Origin of the sequence: Massilia agri, assembly GCF_024753255.1 — a bacterium.
GTDB classification, from domain to species: Bacteria; Pseudomonadota; Gammaproteobacteria; order Burkholderiales; family Burkholderiaceae_D; genus Telluria; species Telluria agri.
In genome coordinates this window covers 91,931-110,056 of record NZ_JANUHA010000005.1, presented here as the reverse complement: position 1 = coordinate 110,056, position 18,126 = coordinate 91,931, and the positions used below count along the sequence as shown (strand labels likewise).

Sequence of the window (18,126 nt, the reverse complement as noted above, 5' to 3'; positions counted from 1 at the left end):
GGAGAAAATATGGTGGGAACCGGGTGAAGGATATTTGCATGCAGGGCGAATAATGCAAATATCCTTTGCCGCGGCTGCGGCGTCAGCCCGCCTTGCCGGGTATCGCGGCCAAGGCCTGCTCGGCAACCGCCTCCAGCATCTCGCGACTGAAACCCGCCTTGGCCTGCACGGCGATCCCATGCATCACCGCCATGAGGAAGGCGGCCAGCGCGGCCGGCTTGCTCGAGGCCGGCAGATCCCCCTCCGCCAGCGCACGTTCGAAGCGCTCGCGCAACTGCGCCTCACCCTGGGCGCGAAATTCGATCAAGGCCTGGCGCACCGGTTCCGCGCTGTCCGATCCCGCCAGCACGCCATTCACGCCGAGGCAGCCGCGCTGGTCGTCGAACATGGTGTTCAATTCCACCGCCCGGCGCAGGGCGTAGGCCGCGACCTCGCGCGCGGTCGGCAGGGCCAGCGCTTCCGGAATATAGGAGAGGAAGCGCTCGTTATAGCGGGCCAGGGCCTGGCGGAACAGGGCTTCCTTGTTGCCGAAGGCGGCATACAGGGCCGGCCTTTCCACGCCGGCGGCGTCGGTCAGGTCGACATAGGACGTGCCTTCATAGCCCTTGCGCCAGAACACGCACAGGGCCGCGTCGAGCGCCTTGTCCACGTCGAATTCGCGATGGCGTCCCATCTCAAGTCCCTTTTTTCATAATGGTTGTTACAGAAAATCCTTGACAGGCCTGCAGGGCAAAATTATATACTGATCGTTATCGTAACGCTCGTTACGAAAAACTCGCACATTGAAAGGAATATCATGACCGGAGCATTGAAAGGAAAAGTCGCACTCGTCACCGGCGGCTCGCGCGGCCTGGGGGCCGCCACGGCGCTGGCACTGGCGGACCAGGGCGCAGACGTCGCGATCAGCTATGTCGCCTCGAAAGACAAGGCCGAAGCCGTCGTGGCGAAGCTGCGTGAAAAAGGCGTGCGCGCCCTCGCCGTCCAGAGCGACCAGGCCGACACGGCGGCCGCCTCACCGCTGGTCGGGCAGGTAATGGAAACCTTCGGCCGCCTCGACATCCTGGTCAACAATGCCGCCATCGCGGTGCAGGGCCAGACCGTCGACGACCCGGCCCTCGACACCGCCAACCTCGACCGCCAGTGGCAGGTCAACGTGCTCGGCCCGGTGGCCCTCACCCGCGCCGCGGCCCAACGTTTGTCAGAAGGCGGACGCATCATCTACATCGGCTCGCGCCTCGGCACCGTGGTGCCCTGGCCCGGCGCCGCCGACTATGCGGGGACCAAGGCCGCCCTGATCGGCTACGCGAAAGGGGTTGCGCGCGACCTCGGCCCACGCAACGTCACCGCCAACGTGGTCCAGCCCGGCGTGATGCCGACCGATATGTCGGCCGCCGTCCTGGGCGAAAACGTACCGGATGCCGTGCTCGGCCAGCATCCGATCCGCCGCATCGCCACCCTCGAGGAGGTGGCGGGCATGGTCTGCTTCCTGGCCGGCCCGCAGGGCGGCTACATCACGGGGGAAGTGATCAGCATCTCGGGCGGCATCGGGCTCTAATACGCTCTACAGACTGGCGGCGGCGCTTTCGAACACCTGAATCAGCGCGTTGGCCGTCGTCCGGATGCGGGGCGAGCGCCGCACATCCTCGTGCATGACAAGCCAGAGTTTCCTGGCGATGTCGCACTCGATAGGCAGGCGTACCAGGCCTGGCGCATGCATGGCGACGTAGGAAGGCAGCAGCGCCACCCCATGGCCCGCCAGCGCCGCCCCGGCCAGCGCGCACAGGTCGTTGGAACGCATGACGACGCGGCGCCCGTCGGCAAAGCGATCCAGCCAGAGCGCGTGGGGCAGCTCGGCCAGGCTGCTGTCGAAACCGAGGAATTCCCATGCGCCGGCAGGACGTGTCGCCTCGTAGCCCGGGCAGGCGTACAGCGCATAGCTGACCGTGGCAAGCATCTTGACAGCGACCTGCGGCGAGTCCGGACGGCGAAAGCGCAATGCGATGTCGGTTTCGCGCCGCAGTATGTCCGTATTGTGGGCTTCGCCGATCATCTCCAGCGCGATGCGCGGATAGGGAGCAAGCGCTGCAGGCAGGACGCGGGACAACAGGCAGGACGCAAGGGCCGGCGGGGCTGATACCCTCACCGGCCCCGCCAGCGGGACTTCGGCGTTCGCGGCGCGCAGCAAGGCGTGCAGCTCGGACTCGATGCGCCGCGCCGGATGGACGAGCGCCTTCCCTTCCTCGGTCAGCTGCCATCCGCGCGGCAGGCGGTCAAAGAGCCGCAAGCCGAGATTCTTCTCGAGGGCGTCGATGCGCCGTGCCACGGTCGAATGTTCGACCGCCATGGCGCGTGCGGCAGCCGAGACCGAGCCGGCATCGATCACGCCCAGGAAAAACCGCAAGTGATCCCAGTCTTCAATTTGCATAACGCAATTATGCATGCCGATCGCGCATGGCCCTGGTTTCATGCACAGGCATGGTCCCGGCCGGGACCGCTGTCAAGGCCGCGCCGCCTGCCCCGCCAACCTGCGCCATACGGATACCGGGACGGTGCCGTCCGAGCGCGCCGGCACCAGGTAGCGAAGCTGCTCTCCCGTGAACTCGAAGTTGCGCTTTTGCACCGTGCCCTCCCAGTTCGGGAACGATGCGCCTTCGATGTGGAAATGCAGCTGTCCCCCATCGAGCCGCATCTGGCCGCAATGGGTGCTCGATCCGAGCACGGCCGACCTGAACTCGGCATCCGTGCCGGCGCCCTTGTCGGCGCTGGCGAAGTGGACGCGCTCCGCCTTGAAGATCTGGAGCGAATAGCGGCCGCCGGAATCGATGACGAGCAGGCCCTTGGGCGCATTGCCGTAGTCGCGGACGACGCTGCCATCGGTCTTGATGAGGTCGGCCGCCACCAGGGTCCAGGTACCGGCCAGCTCGTCGATGCTGGACAGCTGCGCGGGGGCGGCAGCCACCGAGGCGGCCAGCATGGCTGAGGTGAATACTTCGTGCATGGGTTCTCCCAGTTCTTGATGGAGACCAGACGATACGGGCGCCGCGCACGGCCGGGAACCCTGAAAAAATGCACCTGTCCGGGGCGCCGATGCAAGCGGGCGCTGCCGCTTCAGCTTTTCATGTCGGGCGTGATGGACCTGGTCACCTTGCCCTGCTCGTCGAGCATCTGGATCTCGGCCTTGCCGTCGGCGGACACCAGCAGCATCATGCGCACCCGCCCTTTTGCGTCCTTGAGCTGGAGGCTCGAGGCTTTGCCGGCGGTATTGCCGAGCCAGATGCGGTTCTGCATCAGGCGTGCGCCATCGGCCAGCTTGTCCCAATAGGCGCGGCGCTCGGCTTCCGGCAGCTTGCGGCTCTCTTCGCGGAAGCGCTCGCCATCTTTCAGGGAGGCGAGTCCGTAATACGGCACGTCGTTGATCTTGATGCCCGTCATCTGGTGCTCGGCGCTGTCGTTATTCATGAGCTGCAGGGCCTGGTCCTGGCGGAAGCGGTCGAAGGTCAGCGACAGGCCCGAGGAGATCTTGCCATCCGGGCCGATGCTGCCCTTCTGGATCAGTCCGCCGTTTTCCGTGCCTTTTTCATTGATGAACAACATGCCGGCAACGCTGCGCCGGTCCGGACGCGCACCTTCCTTGCCTTGCAGGAAATCACCGGGGAACTGGGCTTTATTGGACACGATGATGCGCTTGGTGCCGTCCGGCTCCACGATATTGATGCGGCCGACGGTGATCTCGTCGAAGGTTTCGTGACGCGCGGGGCCCTTGGCGCCGGTCAGGGTGACGATGGCGGCCAGGGCGGCAGCCATGGTGGTGGCGCCGGCGAGGAAGGTGCGAAGCTGAGACATGTTTTCCTTTTTATTGGTGAATCAAGGCTTGGACTTCAGGCGGCGCAGCCGCCACTCGATGAACAGGGCGGCGAAGCCGGAGACGAGCACGACCGCTCCCAGGTATTGCAGGATGCGGTTGCCCGGCGCCTGGACATATTCTTTGCGGACCAGCTCGAAACGGCGGTGCCCGCCTTCGGCCGGCTCGGCATAGGCCGCACCGCGGCTCTCGGGCCATTCCACGCTGCTAGGGCGGGCCCGCGTCGACTGGAACTCGGCCAGCTCGCGGGCCGCCTCCTCGTCGGTGATGACCTTCGCGGCCTGGCGCAGCATGACGATCTCGCGGTGGGTCGCATGGATGTTTTCCGCCTCGCCGTCGCGGATCACGCCGGGCGATTGGTAGTGGTAGCGCCATTGGGAAAAGAAGATGCCGTCGTTCGCCGCCAGCATCATGGCGAAGCCCAGCACCCAGGCCCCGGCCGCGCCGAACAGCCAGCGCTTGCTGTGGTTCGCCTGGGTCACGGCCACCTGGGTGGTGAACTGGCTGACGGCAGGGATATGGCGCAGCGTGGTTTCCAGCACCTCCCGGTCCACGTCCTGCAGAAAGGTTTTTTCATCCATGCCGATGCCGGCCAGGATGGTGGAGAACATCTCGGCCGACGGGACCGATTTGTCGTTCTCCAGCTTGGACAGATAGGACTGCTCGATACCCGCCATCTGTGCGAACTGCGGCTGGGTGAGCCCTTTATCCAGCCGAACCTGCTTGAGTCTTTCGCCAAAATTCATGAGAACTTTCCTGAACGTCAATGGAATGACCGTATTCTTCGGCATTCATGCAGGAATCGGAAGATGAATATGTGCGAATAACAATGAATTTGACGGGATGGGCGCAAAAACTGGTCCGGAAAAACAAAAAGCCGCCCACCTTGCGGAGGACGGCTTTCCTGCAGCAGCGCCCGCAGGCGCTGACCGGTAGAAACGAATTAACGCTTTGAGAACTGCTTTGCGCGACGTGCTTTACGCAGGCCGACTTTCTTACGCTCGACTTCACGGGCGTCACGGGTGACGAAACCGGCACGTGCCAGGTCGCCCTTGAGGCCTGCGTCGTAGTCGATCAGAGCGCGGGTGATGCCGTGACGGACGGCGCCAGCCTGGCCCGACTCGCCACCGCCGTGCACGTTGACCTTGATGTCGAAACGCTCGACGTTGCCGGTCAGTTCCAGCGGCTGACGGATGACCATCAGGCCGGTTTCGCGCGAGAAGTATTCCGATGCCGGCTTGCCGTTCACGATGATCTGGCCGGTGCCGGCCTTGATGAACACGCGAGCGACTGCACTCTTGCGACGGCCGGTGCCGTAGTTGTAGTTACCGATCATGTCAGTTCCTTAGAGGGTCAGTGCTTGGGGTTGCTGTGCTGCGTGCGGGTGGGTGCCTTCCGCGTACACTTTCAGCTTCTTGATCATTGCATAGCCCAGCGGGCCCTTCGGCAGCATGCCTTTGACAGCCTTTTCCAGGGCACGGCCCGGGAAGCGCTGTTGCATTTTCAGGAAGTTGGTTTCGTAGATACCGCCCGGATAGCCCGAGTGACGGTAGTAGGTCTTCTCGGTGGCCTTGGTGCCGGTCACGCGGAGCTTGCCTGCATTGACGACGATGATGTAGTCGCCGGTATCGACGTGCGGAGTGAACTCCGGCTTGTGCTTGCCGCGCAGTCGGAGTGCCACTTCGCTGGCAACACGTCCGAGGACCAAGTCCGTCGCGTCAATCACAAACCAGTCGCGCTGGACTTCATGGCCCTTAGCGGAAAAAGTTTTCATGTTGACTTCCTAATAGGTTAAGTGCTCACTGTGGTGGTTCCGCCCTTGCTGCAGCGGACTCTGCCTTATTGTCTTCCCCGAGCAAAGGGAAAGCCCACGATGATAGCCGAAGAGCAGGGTCCCCGTCAATGCGCACTGACCCTTGCTGTCGCATTTTCCGTTCTTCATCAGGCCGCCTGTCATTCCGCATGAATAAGAACGTCTCCCGGTCGCATAATTTCGTGCTTCGTCGCAATTAATCCGTTGACCGCCAAAACGATGCCACTCTAGTATGGAACTATCCATCGAGGAGATTGTGTGAAGACAAGATCAATGTTCCGCGTTTCATTGCTTCCCCTTGCCGCGCTCTGGCTGTCCACCTCCGCGGCGAGCGCCGCTCCCACCGCCGCCACCCGCAGCTGCCACCTCCCCGGGGCGGTCGATGCCCTGCGCTGCGTCAACATCGACGTTCCGCTCGACCATGCCAAACCCGAAGGCGACAAGCTCAAGCTGCACGTCACGGTCGCCCCGGCGCACCGCGCCGGCACGCGCGGCGACCCGCTGTTCGTGCTGGCCGGCGGACCCGGCGAAGCGGGCAGCGACGTGGTCGGCGTGCTGTCGACGGCCTTCAGCCGCGTGCGCGCCACCCGTGACATCGTGTTCATCGACCAGCGCGGCACGGGCCGCTCGGGCAAGCTCGATTGCAAGAACAAGCCCGAACACGAACACATGACGGAAGACCAGCTCGAGGCCGAGCTGTTCGCCTGCATCGGCGCCACCAAGGCCTCCTGGGGCGCCTACACCACCGAGGCCGCCGCCCGCGACACCGAACTGGTGCGCCGCGCGCTCGGCTACGGCGCCGTGAACGTCTTCGGCGGCTCCTACGGCACCCGCCTGGGCCAGGTCTATGCCCGCCTGTACCCGTCCAGCGTGCGCAGCCTGATCCTCGACGGCGTGGCCGCGCCCGACCAGGTGATCCCGGCCGCCGCGAAGGACGCCCAGGCCGCGCTCGAGAAGCTGTTCGCGCAGTGCGAGAAGGACGCCGGTTGCAGGAAGGCCTTCCCGCAACTGCGCGCGGAATACGACGGCCTGGTCGCCAGGCTCGAAGCGGGGCCGATCAAGCTGTCGATGGCCGACCCGCGCACCGCCCAGCCGATCACCCCGACCATGACCTCGGCGCGCTTCCTCGGCACCGTGCACAACATCCTGTACTCGCCGGCCGACGCGCGCCGCCTGCCCTTCCTGATCCACAACGCCGCCCAGGGCCGCTGGCAGCCCTTCGTGGCGCGCCAGAACCTGGCGGGCGACTTCGGCATGCAGGGCAGTATCGCGATGCTGCTGCACTTCGCCGTGGTCTGCGCCGAAGACGTGCCGCGCATGACGCCCGAACTGCTGGCGCAGGACGCCGGCAAGCTGACCAAGTCGCTGGCCGACCAGATGCCGCGCATCTGCAAGACGATGCAGGTGCCGGCGGTCGCCTGGAAGGCGCCGACGCCGATCCAGGCCCCGGCCCTGCTGCTGTCCGGCGCCCTCGATCCGGTCACGCCGCCGCACCGCGCCGAGACGGCGGCGAAGTTCATGCCGCGCGCCCAGCACCTGGTGGCGGAGAACGTCGGCCACGGCGTCTCCCAGCTCGGCTGCGCGCCGCGCCTGCTGCGCAGCTTCCTCGACAAGCCACAGGACAAGCTGGACGCCAGCTGCCTGAAAGAGATCCCGCCCCCGACCTTCCAGCTCGGCAGCGCCGGCCCGCAACCATAAGGCAAAGAACATGATTGAAGTCCACGATGTACGCAAGAAGTTCGGCGACGTCCAGGCGCTGGGCGGCGTCACCTTTACCGCCCGCGACGGCCAGATCACCGCGCTGCTCGGTCCCAACGGCGCCGGCAAGACCACCCTGCTGCGCACTCTGGTGGGGCTGCTCAGGCGCGACCACGGCAGCATCTCGATCGACGGCGTCGACCCGGAAAAGGACCCGATGACGGTGCGCCGCTCGATCGGCTTCCTGACCGACCAGTTCGGGCTCTACGAGCGCCTCAGCACGCGCGAATACCTGGCCTACTTCGGTGAGCTGAACGGCATGGACCGTCCCGCCATCGGCAAGCGCATCGACGAAGTCTCGGAGCTGCTCGGCATGGAAGAGATCCTGGAGCGCCGCAGCAAGGGCTTCTCGCAGGGCCAGCGCATCAAGGTGGCCCTGGCCCGCACCCTGCTGCACCGTCCGCGCCACCTGCTGCTCGACGAACCGAGCCGCGGCCTCGACGTGATGAGCACCCGCGCCCTGCGCACCGCCCTGAACGCCCTGCGCGCCGACGGCTGCTGCGTGATCATGGCGACCCACGTGATGCAGGAAGTCACCGCCCTGTGCGAGGACGTGATCGTGATCGCCGGCGGCCACACCGTGGCCCAGGGCTCGCCCGAAGAACTGTGCCGGCGCACCGGCATCGCCAACCTGGAAGACGCCTTCGTGAACCTGGTCGGCACCGAGGAAGGGATCGCATGAAATCGAAACTCTGGATCGTCCTGCGCAAGGAATTGCGCGAGACCCTGCGCGACCGGCGCACCCTGGGCATGCTGGCCCTGGTCTCCCTGCTCTACCCGCTCATGATCGGCCTGATCCTGCACCAGCTGATCGACAAGAGCACCAAGACCGAACGCGAAGGCATCGAACTGGCCGTGATCGGCGCCGCCAAGGCCCCGACCCTGATGGCCCAGCTGGGCCAGCGCAACATCACGGTGAAGGACACCGCGCCGATGGACGAAGACGCGATCGGCCAGCTGCTGCACGCCAAGAAGACCGTGGCCGTGCTGCGCCTGCCGGAGGACTTCGTCGAGAACTACCAGGCGATGCGTCCCGCGCGCGTCGAGGTGTGGTTCGACTCGGCTTCCGAGAACGGGGCGCAGCGCCGCGAGGTCGAAGAGGTGCTGGACGCCTACAGCAGGAACGTCGCCAGCGCGCGCCTGCTGGCGCACGGCGTGTCGCCTGCGGCGCTGGCGCCGGTGGTGGTGCAGCGCTACGACACCGGCACCAATGCCTCGCGCTCCGCGGTCCTGATCGGCAGCCTGCTCGGCCTGCTCTTCCTGCCCGCCTTCATCATGACCATGTCCGGCGCGGTCGACAGCACGGCCGGCGAGCGCGAACGCCGCTCGCTCGAAGTGCTGATGGCCCAGCCGGCGACGACCTGGGAGCTGATCGGCGGGAAGATCCTGGCCATCAGCCTGCTGGGCGTCGTCGGCGTCACCGTCGAACTGCTGCTCGGACACGTCGTGCTCAAGTGGCTGCCGCTCGAGGAGATCGGCATGTCCTGGAGCGTGGGCTGGGGCCATCTGCTGCTGGTCTGCCTGGTGACCGCGCCGCTGTCCCTGCTGGCTTCCGCGCTCTACGTGACCCTGGCCATGAACGCCAAGACCTTCAAGGAAGCCCAGACCATCCTGAGCATCGTGATGCTGGTGCCCTTCATTCCGAGCATGGTCGTGTCCTTCATGGACCTGAAGACCGCGCAGTGGATGTACCTGGTGCCGATGCTGTCGAACCAGACCCTGGCCAAGGAACTGTCCAAGGGCGGCGACATCGGCTCCCTGCCCTTCCTCTTGACCTTCCTGTGCTCGGCGATCCCGGCCCTGCTGCTGGCGGCCTTCGCGAGCTGGCGCATGAAGACCGAGCGCTACGTGCTGGCGGTCTGACCCTGCCAATGCCGGGGCGCCAGCGAAGGCGCCCCGCCTGCCTTACAATCTTCGCTATTCAAGTCAACCGCGGAGTATCCAATGGAAGTGAAAGTCAGCTGGAACGGCCCCTCGGGCATGAGTTTCCGTGCCCAGACCGGCAGTGGCCACATGGTGTCGATGGACGGCGCGCCCGATGGCGGCGGCCATAACCTGGCGCCGCGCCCGATGGAGATGGTCCTGGTCGGCACCGGCGGCTGCACCGCCTACGACGTGGTCCTGATCCTCAAGCGCGGCCGCGAGGACGTGCGCGGCTGCGACGTCACGCTGCAGGCCGAGCGCGCGGAGACCGAACCGAAGGTGTTCACCAAGATTAACTTCCACTTCACGGTCACGGGCCGCAACCTGAAACCGGCGGCGGTGGAACGCGCGGTGACCCTGTCGCACGACAAGTACTGCTCGGCGTCGATCATGCTGGCCAAGACGGCGGAGATCACGCACTCGATCGAGATCGTCGAGGTGTGAGAGGTAGTCCGGTTGGCGTTCGCCCGGAAGGCTGTGCTCGTCATAGTACGCTTTCGAGGCAACCGCCAGCAGATACGCAAGGCTTCGGCGTCTGATCAGCGCCGTCACCTGGGCTGGTTCGCCAGGGTGCGCGCAAGACGCGCAATCATTCCCAATTCCCCGTCATGTCGACGTGCAAGCGCTCTCCAAGGATAGCGCGACGCCGCCGCATGCTCCCCATCGGCTCAGTCGTCAATTTCATCAAATGTTGCATCAAGGCAACCAACTGCGTTAAATCTTATTGATGATTATTTAAAGAAATGTAGGAGGGGTCTTACTTGACAGTAGTATGAATTGTAGAGGCACACCTCGCTCCGCGACTGGATGCGGGTTCAATATGGTCGTCGGCGGCGTATCAGGTCCTGTCAAGCCGAAGGCACGCCGACCATGAAGAACAGTGGCGGCCTCCGCTTTTTATATGAATGGATTAGAAATGTTTGCGAATATGAAAGTTGGCACCAAGTTGATCGCCGGATTTCTCACACTGGCGCTGATCGGCGCCATCGTGGCGGTCATCGGCATCCTCAATATGAGCCGGATTAACGATCTGGCTGACGCGATGTATGAAAAAGAGCTGCTTGGCCTTTCACACATCAAGGAAGCCAACATCAACCTCATCTATGCCGGACGCGCACGCGCCAACTTCTTGCTGTCCACAACTGAACAGGAGCGCGAAACAAACCGCAGTAACATCCAGAAGTACGTTGCGGCTATCAAGGAACACCTCGACATCGCAAAGCCTTTGTTCGTCAGCGCAGAGGCCAAGAGACTATTTGGCGAGTTCGACACGGTTTCGGCGCTTTACCATCAAGAGCTTTCCCGGACGATCGCCCTGGCTGGCAAGGAACCCCTGTCTCAACGCAGTGAGGAACTGAATGCTGCGTTGATCGAAGCCCGCAAGCATGCGAATACCTTGGACGACCTGCTTACCGCCTTGTCCAGGCAAAAGGAAGCACGCGCGCAGACTGCGTCCGTGGAGACGACTCAGCTATTCGAATCGAGCCAGTCCCTGATGATCATCCTGACGATCGGCAGCGCCCTTGCCGGCGTGGGACTGGGTGCGTTCATCACACGAAACCTGACTCGCCAGCTGGGCGGGGAGCCGGGCACGGCGGCGAGCATCGCCACCAGGATCGCCAGCGGCGACCTGGATGTGGCGATCACGACCAGGCCGGACGACCGCTCGAGCATGCTGTATGCCATGAAGAAGATGCGTGACAGCCTTGCAATGATTGTTGGTCAAGTCCGTACCGGGACGGAAGCAATCGCTACGGCATCCGCGCAAGTCGCCGCCGGCAGCATGGACCTGTCCTCGCGCACCGAGCAGCAAGCCAGCTCGCTCGAGGAAACCGCTTCCTCCATGGAAGAGCTGACCTCGACCGTCAAGGAAAACGCCGACAATGCACGGCAAGCCAACGCGCTCGCGGCGAAAGCATCGGTGGTCGCCGTCAAGGGTGGCACGGTGATCGATGAGGTTGTCGAAACAATGGTAGAGATTAATGATTCGGCGAACAAAATCGTGGACATAATCGCAGTCATCGACAGTATCGCCTTCCAGACCAACATCCTGGCGCTGAATGCAGCGGTCGAGGCCGCGAGGGCGGGCGAGCAAGGCAGAGGATTTGCTGTGGTGGCGTCGGAAGTACGTACCCTGGCACAGCGTTCGGCCAGCGCTGCAAAGGAAATCAAGCAACTGATCGGCAATTCGGTCGAGAAAGTCGAAGCCGGCAGCAAGCTGGTAACGAATGCCGGTGCAACCATGCACGAAATCGTGGAAAGCGTGCAGCACGTGACCAATATCATGGCCGAGATTTCGTCGGCGAGCCAGGAGCAGACCATGGGAATCGAACAGATCAACCAGGCTGTCGCCCAGATGGATCAGGTCACCCAGCAAAACGCGGCGCTGGTGGAAGAAGCGGCAGCGGCGTCCGAATCCATGCAAGAACAGGCAGCCCGCCTTGCCAGCGTCGTCAGTGTATTCAAGCTTGCCCCTGTGAAGCAAGCCGCAGCCCCTGCCAGCGTCCAGCAGGCGGGAACCACGCCAGTCAAGCAGTCCGGCGGGACTGCAAGGGCCGCCCTCCAGCGCCCGGGCAAGCCCTCCGGCAAGCCGGTCGTGGCTGCGGCTGAAGAATGGGAAACCTTCTAGAGTCGCGCTGCCTTGCAATGCATGCCGGGCGGCTTCAGCGGAGTGCGGCTCAACGAAGGCCTCAGATCCGATACGCCGTCGTCGTCATCACCTTCGACATCGCCGTCATCAGCATCCTGACGGGCAGCGGCGTCTCCGCCGCGCCCAGCGCCTGCGCCGATGCGCCGTGCGCGATCTCGTCCACCCGCATCTGCTCGACGATGGCGCGCGACTTGGCGTCCTGGGGCGGCAGGGTCGTGAGGTGGCTGTTCAGGTGGGCCTCGACCTGCCGCTCGGTCTCGACCACGAAGCCGAGGCTCTGCGGATCGCCCAGCTTGGCGGCGATGCTGCCCAGCACGTAGGAACCGGCATACCACAGGGGATTCAGGACGCTCGGCTGCGAGCCGAGTTCCGCCAGGCGTTCGGCGGTCCAGGCCAGGTGGTCTTCTTCCTCGCGGGCCGACTTCTCGAACTGGGCGCGGATCGCCGGGCTCTTGCCGAAGCGCGCCTGCGCGTCGTACAGCGCCTGGGCGCAGACTTCGCCGACGTGGTTCACCCGCATCAGGCCCGCGCTGTGGCGGCGTTCTTCATCCGAGAGTTCGCAGTCGGTCGCGTGCGCGCCGGGGTTCGGGCGCGAGGACGATGCCACGCCGCCGACCACGCGCAGGGCCTTGTCGAAACCGGTGATCAGGCTGTCAAAAGGAGTATGGGAACGGTAAGCGCTCATGGGATGGCCAATTCGATATCGAAAACGCCATTATAGGCCTTGCGCGGCCTTGCGCTGCGCCACCCAGTCCGCCAGGGGACCGGAAGGATCCAGCCCCGAAATGTTCTTCGCCACGCCCAGGTTCAGCTCGAGCAGAAAAGGGATCGACTCGGCCGGCACTTCCGGGCAGTGGCGCCCGAAGGCTTCCTGGAAGCGGCTTGAGCTCACCGTCGGCATCACCTTCTCCCCGCTCATGAACTGCAGCACGCTGGCGATGCTGTGGCCCTTGCCCAGCGTGTGGTAGATGAAGCGGTTGAAGGCGCGGTCGACCTTCTTGAAATCGATGGTTTCCTTGGTCATCAGGCCGGCCAGGTAGACCAGGCCCAGGCCGACCCGGAACCAGTCCGTCGCCTCGGCCCGGCTATGGGCCTCGCGCATCAAGAGCAGCAGTTTGTCCTGGAGGGCCTCGTTCATCCTGCCATTATCCATGTTTCCGCCTATGTTTCCACAGATAAACTTCTGAATATTTACAAGGGGCAAATGCTGATGCGTTCTGTCACCGGATTATGCAGTCCAGCCCATCAAACCTCCCGTGCGTCGCAGAGTCGCCACAGCTTGCGTGACAATTTAATACAATGCAAGTGTTGATAAGGCTGACACGGGAGGACCGACGGGTCCGCAGGAGCATGGCATGGAACTGAAAATACGCAATCTGTCGAAGACCTACGCCAATGGCGTGGTCGCCCTCGACCGCGTCACGCTCACCATCCCGGCCGGGATGTTCGGCCTGCTCGGCCCCAACGGCGCCGGCAAGTCGACCCTGATGCGCATCCTCGCCACCCTGCAGGAATGCGATTCCGGCTCGGTCTTCCTGGACGATATCGACGTCCTCGACGAAAAGGACGAGGTGCGCCGCATGCTCGGCTACCTGCCGCAGGACTTCGGCGTCTACCCGAAAGTGACCGCTTACGAACTGCTCGACCATTTCGCGCAGTTGAAGGGTCTGTCGCACAAGCACCGCCGGCGCGAAGTGGTCGACGGCCTGCTGCAGCAGACCAATCTCTGGGAAGTGCGCAACCAGCGGCTCGGCACCTTCTCGGGCGGCATGCGCCAGCGCTTCGGCATCGCCCAGGCCCTGCTGGGCGACCCGCGCCTGATCATCGTCGACGAGCCCACCGCGGGCCTGGATCCGCAGGAGCGGGTGCGCTTCCACAACCTGCTGTCGGAGATCGGCGAGGACAAGACCGTGATCCTGTCGACCCACATCGTGTCCGACGTGGCCGACCTGTGCTCGAACATGGCGATCATCAACAAGGGCCACGTGCTGCTGTGCGGCGACCCGCAGGAACTCACCTACGAGATCGAAGACTATATCTGGGCGCGCTTCGTCACGCGCCAGGAACTGCCGGTGTTCCAGAAGCGCCACCAGGTCATCTCCACCCGCCTCCTGACAGGTAAAACCCTGATCCACGTGTATGCCGAGAGCGATCCGGGCGACGGCTTCGAGCCCGCCCGCGCCAGCCTGGAAGACGTGTACTTCGCCACCATCGCCGGCCGCTTCGCCGACCGCGCCGAATCGGCAGGGACCTGCTAGTCCATGCGACTGCTCTTCGCCATCGCGCGTTTTGAGGCGGGACAGCGCCTGCGCCTGCTGTCCACCTGGATCTACTTCGGCATGTTCCTGGCCCTGGCCATGCTGTGGATGGCGGCGGCGGGCGGCGTCTTCCGCGACGCCATGGTGACCTTCGGTGGCCTCCTCCTGATCAACGCCCCGCGCCAGATCGCGCTGACCGCCTCCTTCCTCGGCTGCTTCGGCGTGGTGGTGGTGGCGGCCGTGATGGGTCGCTCGGTGCAGCAGGACTTCGAGTACGAGACGCAGCACTTCTTCTTCAGCGCCCCGATCCGCAAGCACCATTACGTGCTGGGGCGCTTCCTCGGGGCCTTCGCCACGCTGGCCGTGATCCTGTCGAGCATCGTGCTGGGCACCTGGCTCGGCACCCTGATTCCCGGCATCGAGCCGGACCGCCTGGGGCCGACGCCGCTGGCGACCTGGATCCTGCCCTACCTGTTCACGCTGCTGCCCAACACCTTCATCTTCGGCGCCCTGTTCTTCGTGCTGGCCGCGCTGTCGCGCCGCATGCTGCCGGTCTACGTGGCCAGCATCGTCATGATGGTCGGCTACATCGTCGCCCCCTCGCTGGCGCGCGACCTCGACTACAAGACCCTGGCCGCCCTGATCGACCCCTTCGGCACCACGGCCCTGATCCGCCTTACCGAATACTGGCCGATCGCCGAGCGCAATACCCGCCTCGTGACCCTGGAAGGCGTCTACCTCGTCAACCGCCTGCTGTGGATAGCCTTCGGCCTGGTGGTCCTGCTGCTCGGCTACTGGCGCTTCCAGACGGTCGGCAACGTCGATCCGCGCAAGCGCCAGGGCGCGGCGCCCATCGCCGACACCCCGCCGCCCCTGTCGCACGCCGCCGTCGATACCCGCGAGGCCCCGGACTTCCAGCACCGCAGCCTCACCGTCCTGCTGGCCAAGTCGGCCTGGTACAACCTGCGCGAAGCGACCAGGAACGTCTACTTCCTGGCCCTCGCCATCGCCGGCGCCCTGATCCTGGCCGCCAGCTCGATCGACCTGGGCAGCATCTACGGCACCAATACTCAGCCCGTCACCTATATGGTGCTGGACCTGATCCGCGGCGTCTTCGAACTGTACATGCTGGTGGTGACGACGCTGTTCGCCGGCGAGATGATCTGGCGCGAGCGCGAGGCGCGCATGGCGCAGATGCTGGACGCCATGCCGGCGCCGACCTGGCTGCCGCTCGCCGGCAAGTTCCTGGCCCTGGTCGGCCTGCAGGCCGTGCTGCTCTTCATGGCCATGGTGGTGGGCATGCTGGTCCAGCTCTTCAAGGGCTACTTCGGTCTCGAACCCGGCCTCTACATCCGGGTGCTGTTCACGGTGCTGCTGCCGCAGTACGCGCTCCTGGCGGCGGTGGCGATCGCCATGCAGGTGGTGGTCAACAACCGCTACCTCGCCTACTTCATCCTGATCGCCCTGTATCTGGTCGCCGGCACCGCGCGCGGCTACGGCTACGACCATCCCCTGCTCAGCTACGGCGTGTGGCCGCAGACCACCTACTCGGCGATGAACGGCTTCGGCCACTACCTGGTCCGCGAGCGCCTGTTCCAGCTCTACTGGTCGGGCCTGGCCCTGATGCTCCTGGTGTCGGCGCGGGTGCTGTGGGCGCGCGGCGTCGACGACACCTGGCGCGAGCGCCTGCGCCTGGCGCGCCGCAACCTCTCGCGCACCGTGCTGGCCGGCTTCGCCCTGGGCATGCTGGTGTTCGCGGGCACCGGCGCCCTGCTGGCCTGGGAACTGCATGCCGGCGACTACCAGACCAGCGCCCAGGTCGAGCGCCAGCGCGCCGAATACGAGCTGCGCTACCACCGCTACGCCAGGCTCCCCCAGCCGCGCATCACCGACGTCAACCTGCAGGTGTGGATCGAGCCCGAGCGCCGCTCGCTGCAGGTGAAAGGCTTCTACCAGCTGGAAAACCGGAGCGGCGTGCCGCTCACCGACATCGTGCTGTACCAGCAGCGCGGCGCCACCTTGACGGCCCGCTTCGCACAAACCGCGCGCCAGGTGAAGGCCGACCCGGCCCACGGTTTCTATCATTACCGCCTGCTGCAACCCCTGCAGCCGGGCATGCGCACCGCCCTCGAATTCGATCTCGCCTACAAGCCGGGCGGCTGGCTCGGCATCGGCCGCGACACCCCGGTGGTGGGCAACGGTAGCTTCTTCACCAACGAGGTCCTGCCGCGCATCGGCTACCAGCGCAGCATCGAACTCACCGATGACCGCGACCGCAAGCGCTTCGGCCTGGGCCCGAAGGACCCGCTGCCCGCGCGCGACGACCCGGCCGGGCGCACGCGCAACTTCCTCGGCCAGGACGCCGACTGGATCAATTTCGACGCCGTCGTCGCCACCAGCCCGGACCAGATCGCGATCGCCCCCGGCACCCTGGAACGCGAATGGATGGACCGGGGCCGGCGCTACTTCCACTACCGGATGGACAAGCCGATCCTGAACTTCTACGCCTTCCAGTCGGCCAGGTACGAGGTGCGCCACGACCGCTGGGAAGACGTGACCATCGACGTCTACTACCACCCGGGCCACGACTGGAACGTGGAGCGCATGATCCGCGGCGCCCAGGCCAGCCTCGACTACGCTTCGCGCCGCTTCGGCCGCTACCAGTTCCGCGAACTGCGCATCGTCGAATTCCCGCGCTACGGCCAGTATGCCCAAGCCTTCCCCGGCACCATCCCCTTCTCGGAAAGCGCCGGCTTCATCGCCCGCATCGACGACGATTCGCCGAAGGACATCGACTATCCCTTCTACGTGAGCGCCCACGAGGCGGCGCACCAGTGGTGGGGGCACCAGGTGGTGGGCGCGGATACCCGTGGCGCCACCGTGCTCTCCGAGAGCCTGTCCGAGTACACCGCGCTGATGGTGATGAAGCGCGCGGTCGGCGCCCAGAAGATGCGCCGCTTCCTGCGCTACAACCTGGACGCCTACCTGATGGGCCGCGCCGTCGCGCGCCGCCCCGAGCTGCCGCTGGCCGAGAACGAAAACCAGGGCTACGTCCACTACCGCAAGGGCAGCCTGGCCCTCTACCTGCTGCAGGACCTGCTGGGTGAGGACGCGGTCAACGGCGTGCTGCGCAAGCTGGTGGCGGAGCATGCCTTCCAGGGCGCGCCCTACCCCACCGTCGACGCGCTGGTGGAGGCGCTGCGCGCGGTCACGCCGCCGGACAAGGCCTATCTGATCGATGACCTGTTCGAATCCATCGTCCTGTACGAGAACCGTGCGGTCGGCGCCAGCGCGCGCCAGCGACCGGACGGCAAGTACGAGGTGACGATCAAGGCCCACGCCGGCAAGGTGCGTGCGGCCGCGGCGGGTGAAGAGCAGCCGATGGCTTTGCGCGACTACATCGAATTCGGCGTCGACGACCGCAACGGCAAGCCCCTGGTGCGCGAACGCCGCCTGGTCGACAAGGCCGAGCAGAGCATCACCCTGGTGGTCGACACGCGTCCCGGAAGGGCCGGGATCGACCCCGACAATAAGCTGATTGATAGAAAACCAACGGATAACATGGTTCCTGTCGACAACCTTTAATTCCCAAGCTATTATTTCAAAAATATTACTGGGGGGACCACCATGTCGAATCAGGTTGCCGAGATCGCCGAGAAGATCCAGCTGCTGAATGCGGACGACAAGCACGCGCTGCTGCGCATGCTGCTCCAGGATATCGATGGTCCCGACCAGGATGCCGACGAGGCCTGGCGCAACGAAGTGGTGCGCCGCGTCAAGGCAATCCGCAATGGAGAAGCGGCGATCCGCGCGCTTCAGGAGTGGCAGGGGTAAATACGGAACGGCGCGTTTCGCGTCACCC

At 64.8% G+C, this 18,126-nt stretch carries 18 protein-coding genes; 9 read left to right on the top strand and 9 right to left on the bottom strand.

What is annotated here, in order from left to right; all coding sequences use genetic code 11:
• Positions 1–82: 82 nt before the first annotated feature.
• Positions 83–673, bottom strand: a complete 591-nt coding sequence (locus NX780_RS09155; RefSeq protein ID WP_258827555.1) for a TetR/AcrR family transcriptional regulator — start codon at positions 671–673, stop codon at positions 83–85.
• Between the two features lie 123 nt (positions 674–796).
• Between NX780_RS09155 and NX780_RS09150 the strand changes: the two genes are divergently transcribed.
• Entirely contained in the window at positions 797–1,555 is a 759-nt protein-coding gene (locus NX780_RS09150; RefSeq protein WP_258827554.1) for an SDR family NAD(P)-dependent oxidoreductase, read from the top strand.
• Between the two features lie 6 nt (positions 1,556–1,561).
• Here the strand turns inward: NX780_RS09150 and NX780_RS09145 are convergent, their stop codons facing one another.
• The 6 genes from NX780_RS09145 to rplM form a co-directional block, all read right to left on the bottom strand.
• On the bottom strand, positions 1,562–2,425 hold the full coding sequence (locus NX780_RS09145; RefSeq protein ID WP_258827553.1) for a LysR family transcriptional regulator: 864 nt from the start codon (positions 2,423–2,425) through the stop codon (positions 1,562–1,564).
• Between the two features lie 72 nt (positions 2,426–2,497).
• On the bottom strand, positions 2,498–2,998 hold the full coding sequence (locus tag NX780_RS09140; RefSeq protein ID WP_258827552.1) for a lipocalin-like domain-containing protein: 501 nt from the start codon (positions 2,996–2,998) through the stop codon (positions 2,498–2,500).
• 110 nt (positions 2,999–3,108) lie between these two features.
• Positions 3,109–3,843: a hypothetical protein gene (locus NX780_RS09135; protein ID WP_258827551.1), complete on the bottom strand. Its 735-nt coding sequence runs from the start codon at positions 3,841–3,843 to the stop codon at positions 3,109–3,111.
• 21 nt (positions 3,844–3,864) lie between these two features.
• Positions 3,865–4,608: a helix-turn-helix domain-containing protein gene (locus NX780_RS09130; RefSeq protein WP_258827550.1), complete on the bottom strand. Its 744-nt coding sequence runs from the start codon at positions 4,606–4,608 to the stop codon at positions 3,865–3,867.
• Positions 4,609–4,805: 197 nt separating this feature from the next.
• On the bottom strand, positions 4,806–5,198 hold the full coding sequence (gene rpsI, locus NX780_RS09125; protein ID WP_005667904.1) for a 30S ribosomal protein S9: 393 nt from the start codon (positions 5,196–5,198) through the stop codon (positions 4,806–4,808).
• Positions 5,199–5,207: 9 nt separating this feature from the next.
• Positions 5,208–5,636 (bottom strand): 50S ribosomal protein L13, encoded by a 429-nt coding sequence (rplM, locus tag NX780_RS09120; RefSeq protein ID WP_036210443.1) that lies wholly within the window; start codon positions 5,634–5,636, stop codon positions 5,208–5,210.
• Between the two features lie 297 nt (positions 5,637–5,933).
• On the opposite strand from rplM, the gene NX780_RS09115 reads away from it, so the two are divergent.
• The 5 genes from NX780_RS09115 to NX780_RS25195 all read left to right on the top strand — a co-directional run bounded on the left by NX780_RS09115 (position 5,934) and on the right by NX780_RS25195 (position 11,985).
• Positions 5,934–7,373 carry an alpha/beta hydrolase gene (locus tag NX780_RS09115; RefSeq protein WP_258827549.1) on the top strand — a complete coding sequence of 480 codons (1,440 nt, stop codon included), beginning with the start codon at positions 5,934–5,936 and terminating at the stop codon, positions 7,371–7,373.
• Between the two features lie 10 nt (positions 7,374–7,383).
• The gene (locus NX780_RS09110; RefSeq protein ID WP_258827548.1) at positions 7,384–8,115 is read left to right on the top strand and encodes an ABC transporter ATP-binding protein; all 732 of its coding nucleotides are present in this window, start codon (positions 7,384–7,386) and stop codon (positions 8,113–8,115) included.
• Positions 8,112–9,296, top strand: coding sequence for an ABC transporter permease (locus tag NX780_RS09105; RefSeq protein WP_258827547.1), 1,185 nt, complete (start codon positions 8,112–8,114; stop codon positions 9,294–9,296). The genes NX780_RS09110 and NX780_RS09105 overlap by 4 nt, the downstream gene beginning before the upstream one ends.
• 81 nt (positions 9,297–9,377) lie before the next feature.
• Positions 9,378–9,800: an OsmC family protein gene (locus NX780_RS09100; RefSeq protein ID WP_258827546.1), complete on the top strand. Its 423-nt coding sequence runs from the start codon at positions 9,378–9,380 to the stop codon at positions 9,798–9,800.
• A 484-nt stretch (positions 9,801–10,284) separates the two neighbouring features.
• Positions 10,285–11,985, top strand: coding sequence for a methyl-accepting chemotaxis protein (locus tag NX780_RS25195; protein ID WP_307732730.1), 1,701 nt, complete (start codon positions 10,285–10,287; stop codon positions 11,983–11,985).
• 61 nt (positions 11,986–12,046) lie between these two features.
• On the opposite strand, the gene coq7 is transcribed toward NX780_RS25195, so the two are convergent.
• Together coq7 and NX780_RS09080 are read right to left on the bottom strand one after the other, a co-directional pair.
• Positions 12,047–12,691 (bottom strand): 2-polyprenyl-3-methyl-6-methoxy-1,4-benzoquinone monooxygenase, encoded by a 645-nt coding sequence (coq7, locus tag NX780_RS09085; RefSeq protein ID WP_258827545.1) that lies wholly within the window; start codon positions 12,689–12,691, stop codon positions 12,047–12,049.
• A gap of 30 nt (positions 12,692–12,721) precedes the next feature.
• Positions 12,722–13,144, bottom strand: a complete 423-nt coding sequence (locus NX780_RS09080) for a hypothetical protein (protein ID WP_258827544.1) — start codon at positions 13,142–13,144, stop codon at positions 12,722–12,724.
• Positions 13,145–13,361: 217 nt separating this feature from the next.
• Between NX780_RS09080 and NX780_RS09075 the strand changes: the two genes are divergently transcribed.
• Genes NX780_RS09075 through NX780_RS09065 form a run of 3 tightly spaced genes read left to right on the top strand, consistent with a single transcriptional unit; the run spans position 13,362 to position 18,098 of the window.
• Positions 13,362–14,264, top strand: a complete 903-nt coding sequence (locus NX780_RS09075; RefSeq protein WP_258827543.1) for an ABC transporter ATP-binding protein — start codon at positions 13,362–13,364, stop codon at positions 14,262–14,264.
• Between the two features lie 3 nt (positions 14,265–14,267).
• Positions 14,268–17,849: an ABC transporter permease/M1 family aminopeptidase gene (locus NX780_RS09070; RefSeq protein WP_258827542.1), complete on the top strand. Its 3,582-nt coding sequence runs from the start codon at positions 14,268–14,270 to the stop codon at positions 17,847–17,849.
• A gap of 42 nt (positions 17,850–17,891) precedes the next feature.
• Entirely contained in the window at positions 17,892–18,098 is a 207-nt protein-coding gene (locus tag NX780_RS09065; protein WP_258827541.1) for an addiction module protein, read from the top strand.
• The last annotated feature ends 28 nt before the right edge of the window (positions 18,099–18,126 follow it).

Coding starts and splice junctions, on each gene's coding strand:
- NX780_RS09155 (WP_258827555.1), bottom strand. CDS start 673: ATGGGACGCCATCGCGAATTCGACGTGGACAAGGCGCTCGACGCGGCC.
- NX780_RS09150 (WP_258827554.1), top strand. CDS start 797: ATGACCGGAGCATTGAAAGGAAAAGTCGCACTCGTCACCGGCGGCTCG.
- NX780_RS09145 (WP_258827553.1), bottom strand. CDS start 2,425: ATGCAAATTGAAGACTGGGATCACTTGCGGTTTTTCCTGGGCGTGATC.
- NX780_RS09140 (WP_258827552.1), bottom strand. CDS start 2,998: ATGCACGAAGTATTCACCTCAGCCATGCTGGCCGCCTCGGTGGCTGCC.
- NX780_RS09135 (WP_258827551.1), bottom strand. CDS start 3,843: ATGTCTCAGCTTCGCACCTTCCTCGCCGGCGCCACCACCATGGCTGCC.
- NX780_RS09130 (WP_258827550.1), bottom strand. CDS start 4,608: ATGAATTTTGGCGAAAGACTCAAGCAGGTTCGGCTGGATAAAGGGCTC.
- rpsI (WP_005667904.1), bottom strand. CDS start 5,198: ATGATCGGTAACTACAACTACGGCACCGGCCGTCGCAAGAGTGCAGTC.
- rplM (WP_036210443.1), bottom strand. CDS start 5,636: ATGAAAACTTTTTCCGCTAAGGGCCATGAAGTCCAGCGCGACTGGTTT.
- NX780_RS09110 (WP_258827548.1), top strand. CDS start 7,384: ATGATTGAAGTCCACGATGTACGCAAGAAGTTCGGCGACGTCCAGGCG.
- NX780_RS09105 (WP_258827547.1), top strand. CDS start 8,112: ATGAAATCGAAACTCTGGATCGTCCTGCGCAAGGAATTGCGCGAGACC.
- NX780_RS09100 (WP_258827546.1), top strand. CDS start 9,378: ATGGAAGTGAAAGTCAGCTGGAACGGCCCCTCGGGCATGAGTTTCCGT.
- NX780_RS25195 (WP_307732730.1), top strand. CDS start 10,285: ATGAAAGTTGGCACCAAGTTGATCGCCGGATTTCTCACACTGGCGCTG.
- coq7 (WP_258827545.1), bottom strand. CDS start 12,691: ATGAGCGCTTACCGTTCCCATACTCCTTTTGACAGCCTGATCACCGGT.
- NX780_RS09080 (WP_258827544.1), bottom strand. CDS start 13,144: ATGAACGAGGCCCTCCAGGACAAACTGCTGCTCTTGATGCGCGAGGCC.
- NX780_RS09075 (WP_258827543.1), top strand. CDS start 13,362: ATGGAACTGAAAATACGCAATCTGTCGAAGACCTACGCCAATGGCGTG.
- NX780_RS09070 (WP_258827542.1), top strand. CDS start 14,268: ATGCGACTGCTCTTCGCCATCGCGCGTTTTGAGGCGGGACAGCGCCTG.
- NX780_RS09065 (WP_258827541.1), top strand. CDS start 17,892: ATGTCGAATCAGGTTGCCGAGATCGCCGAGAAGATCCAGCTGCTGAAT.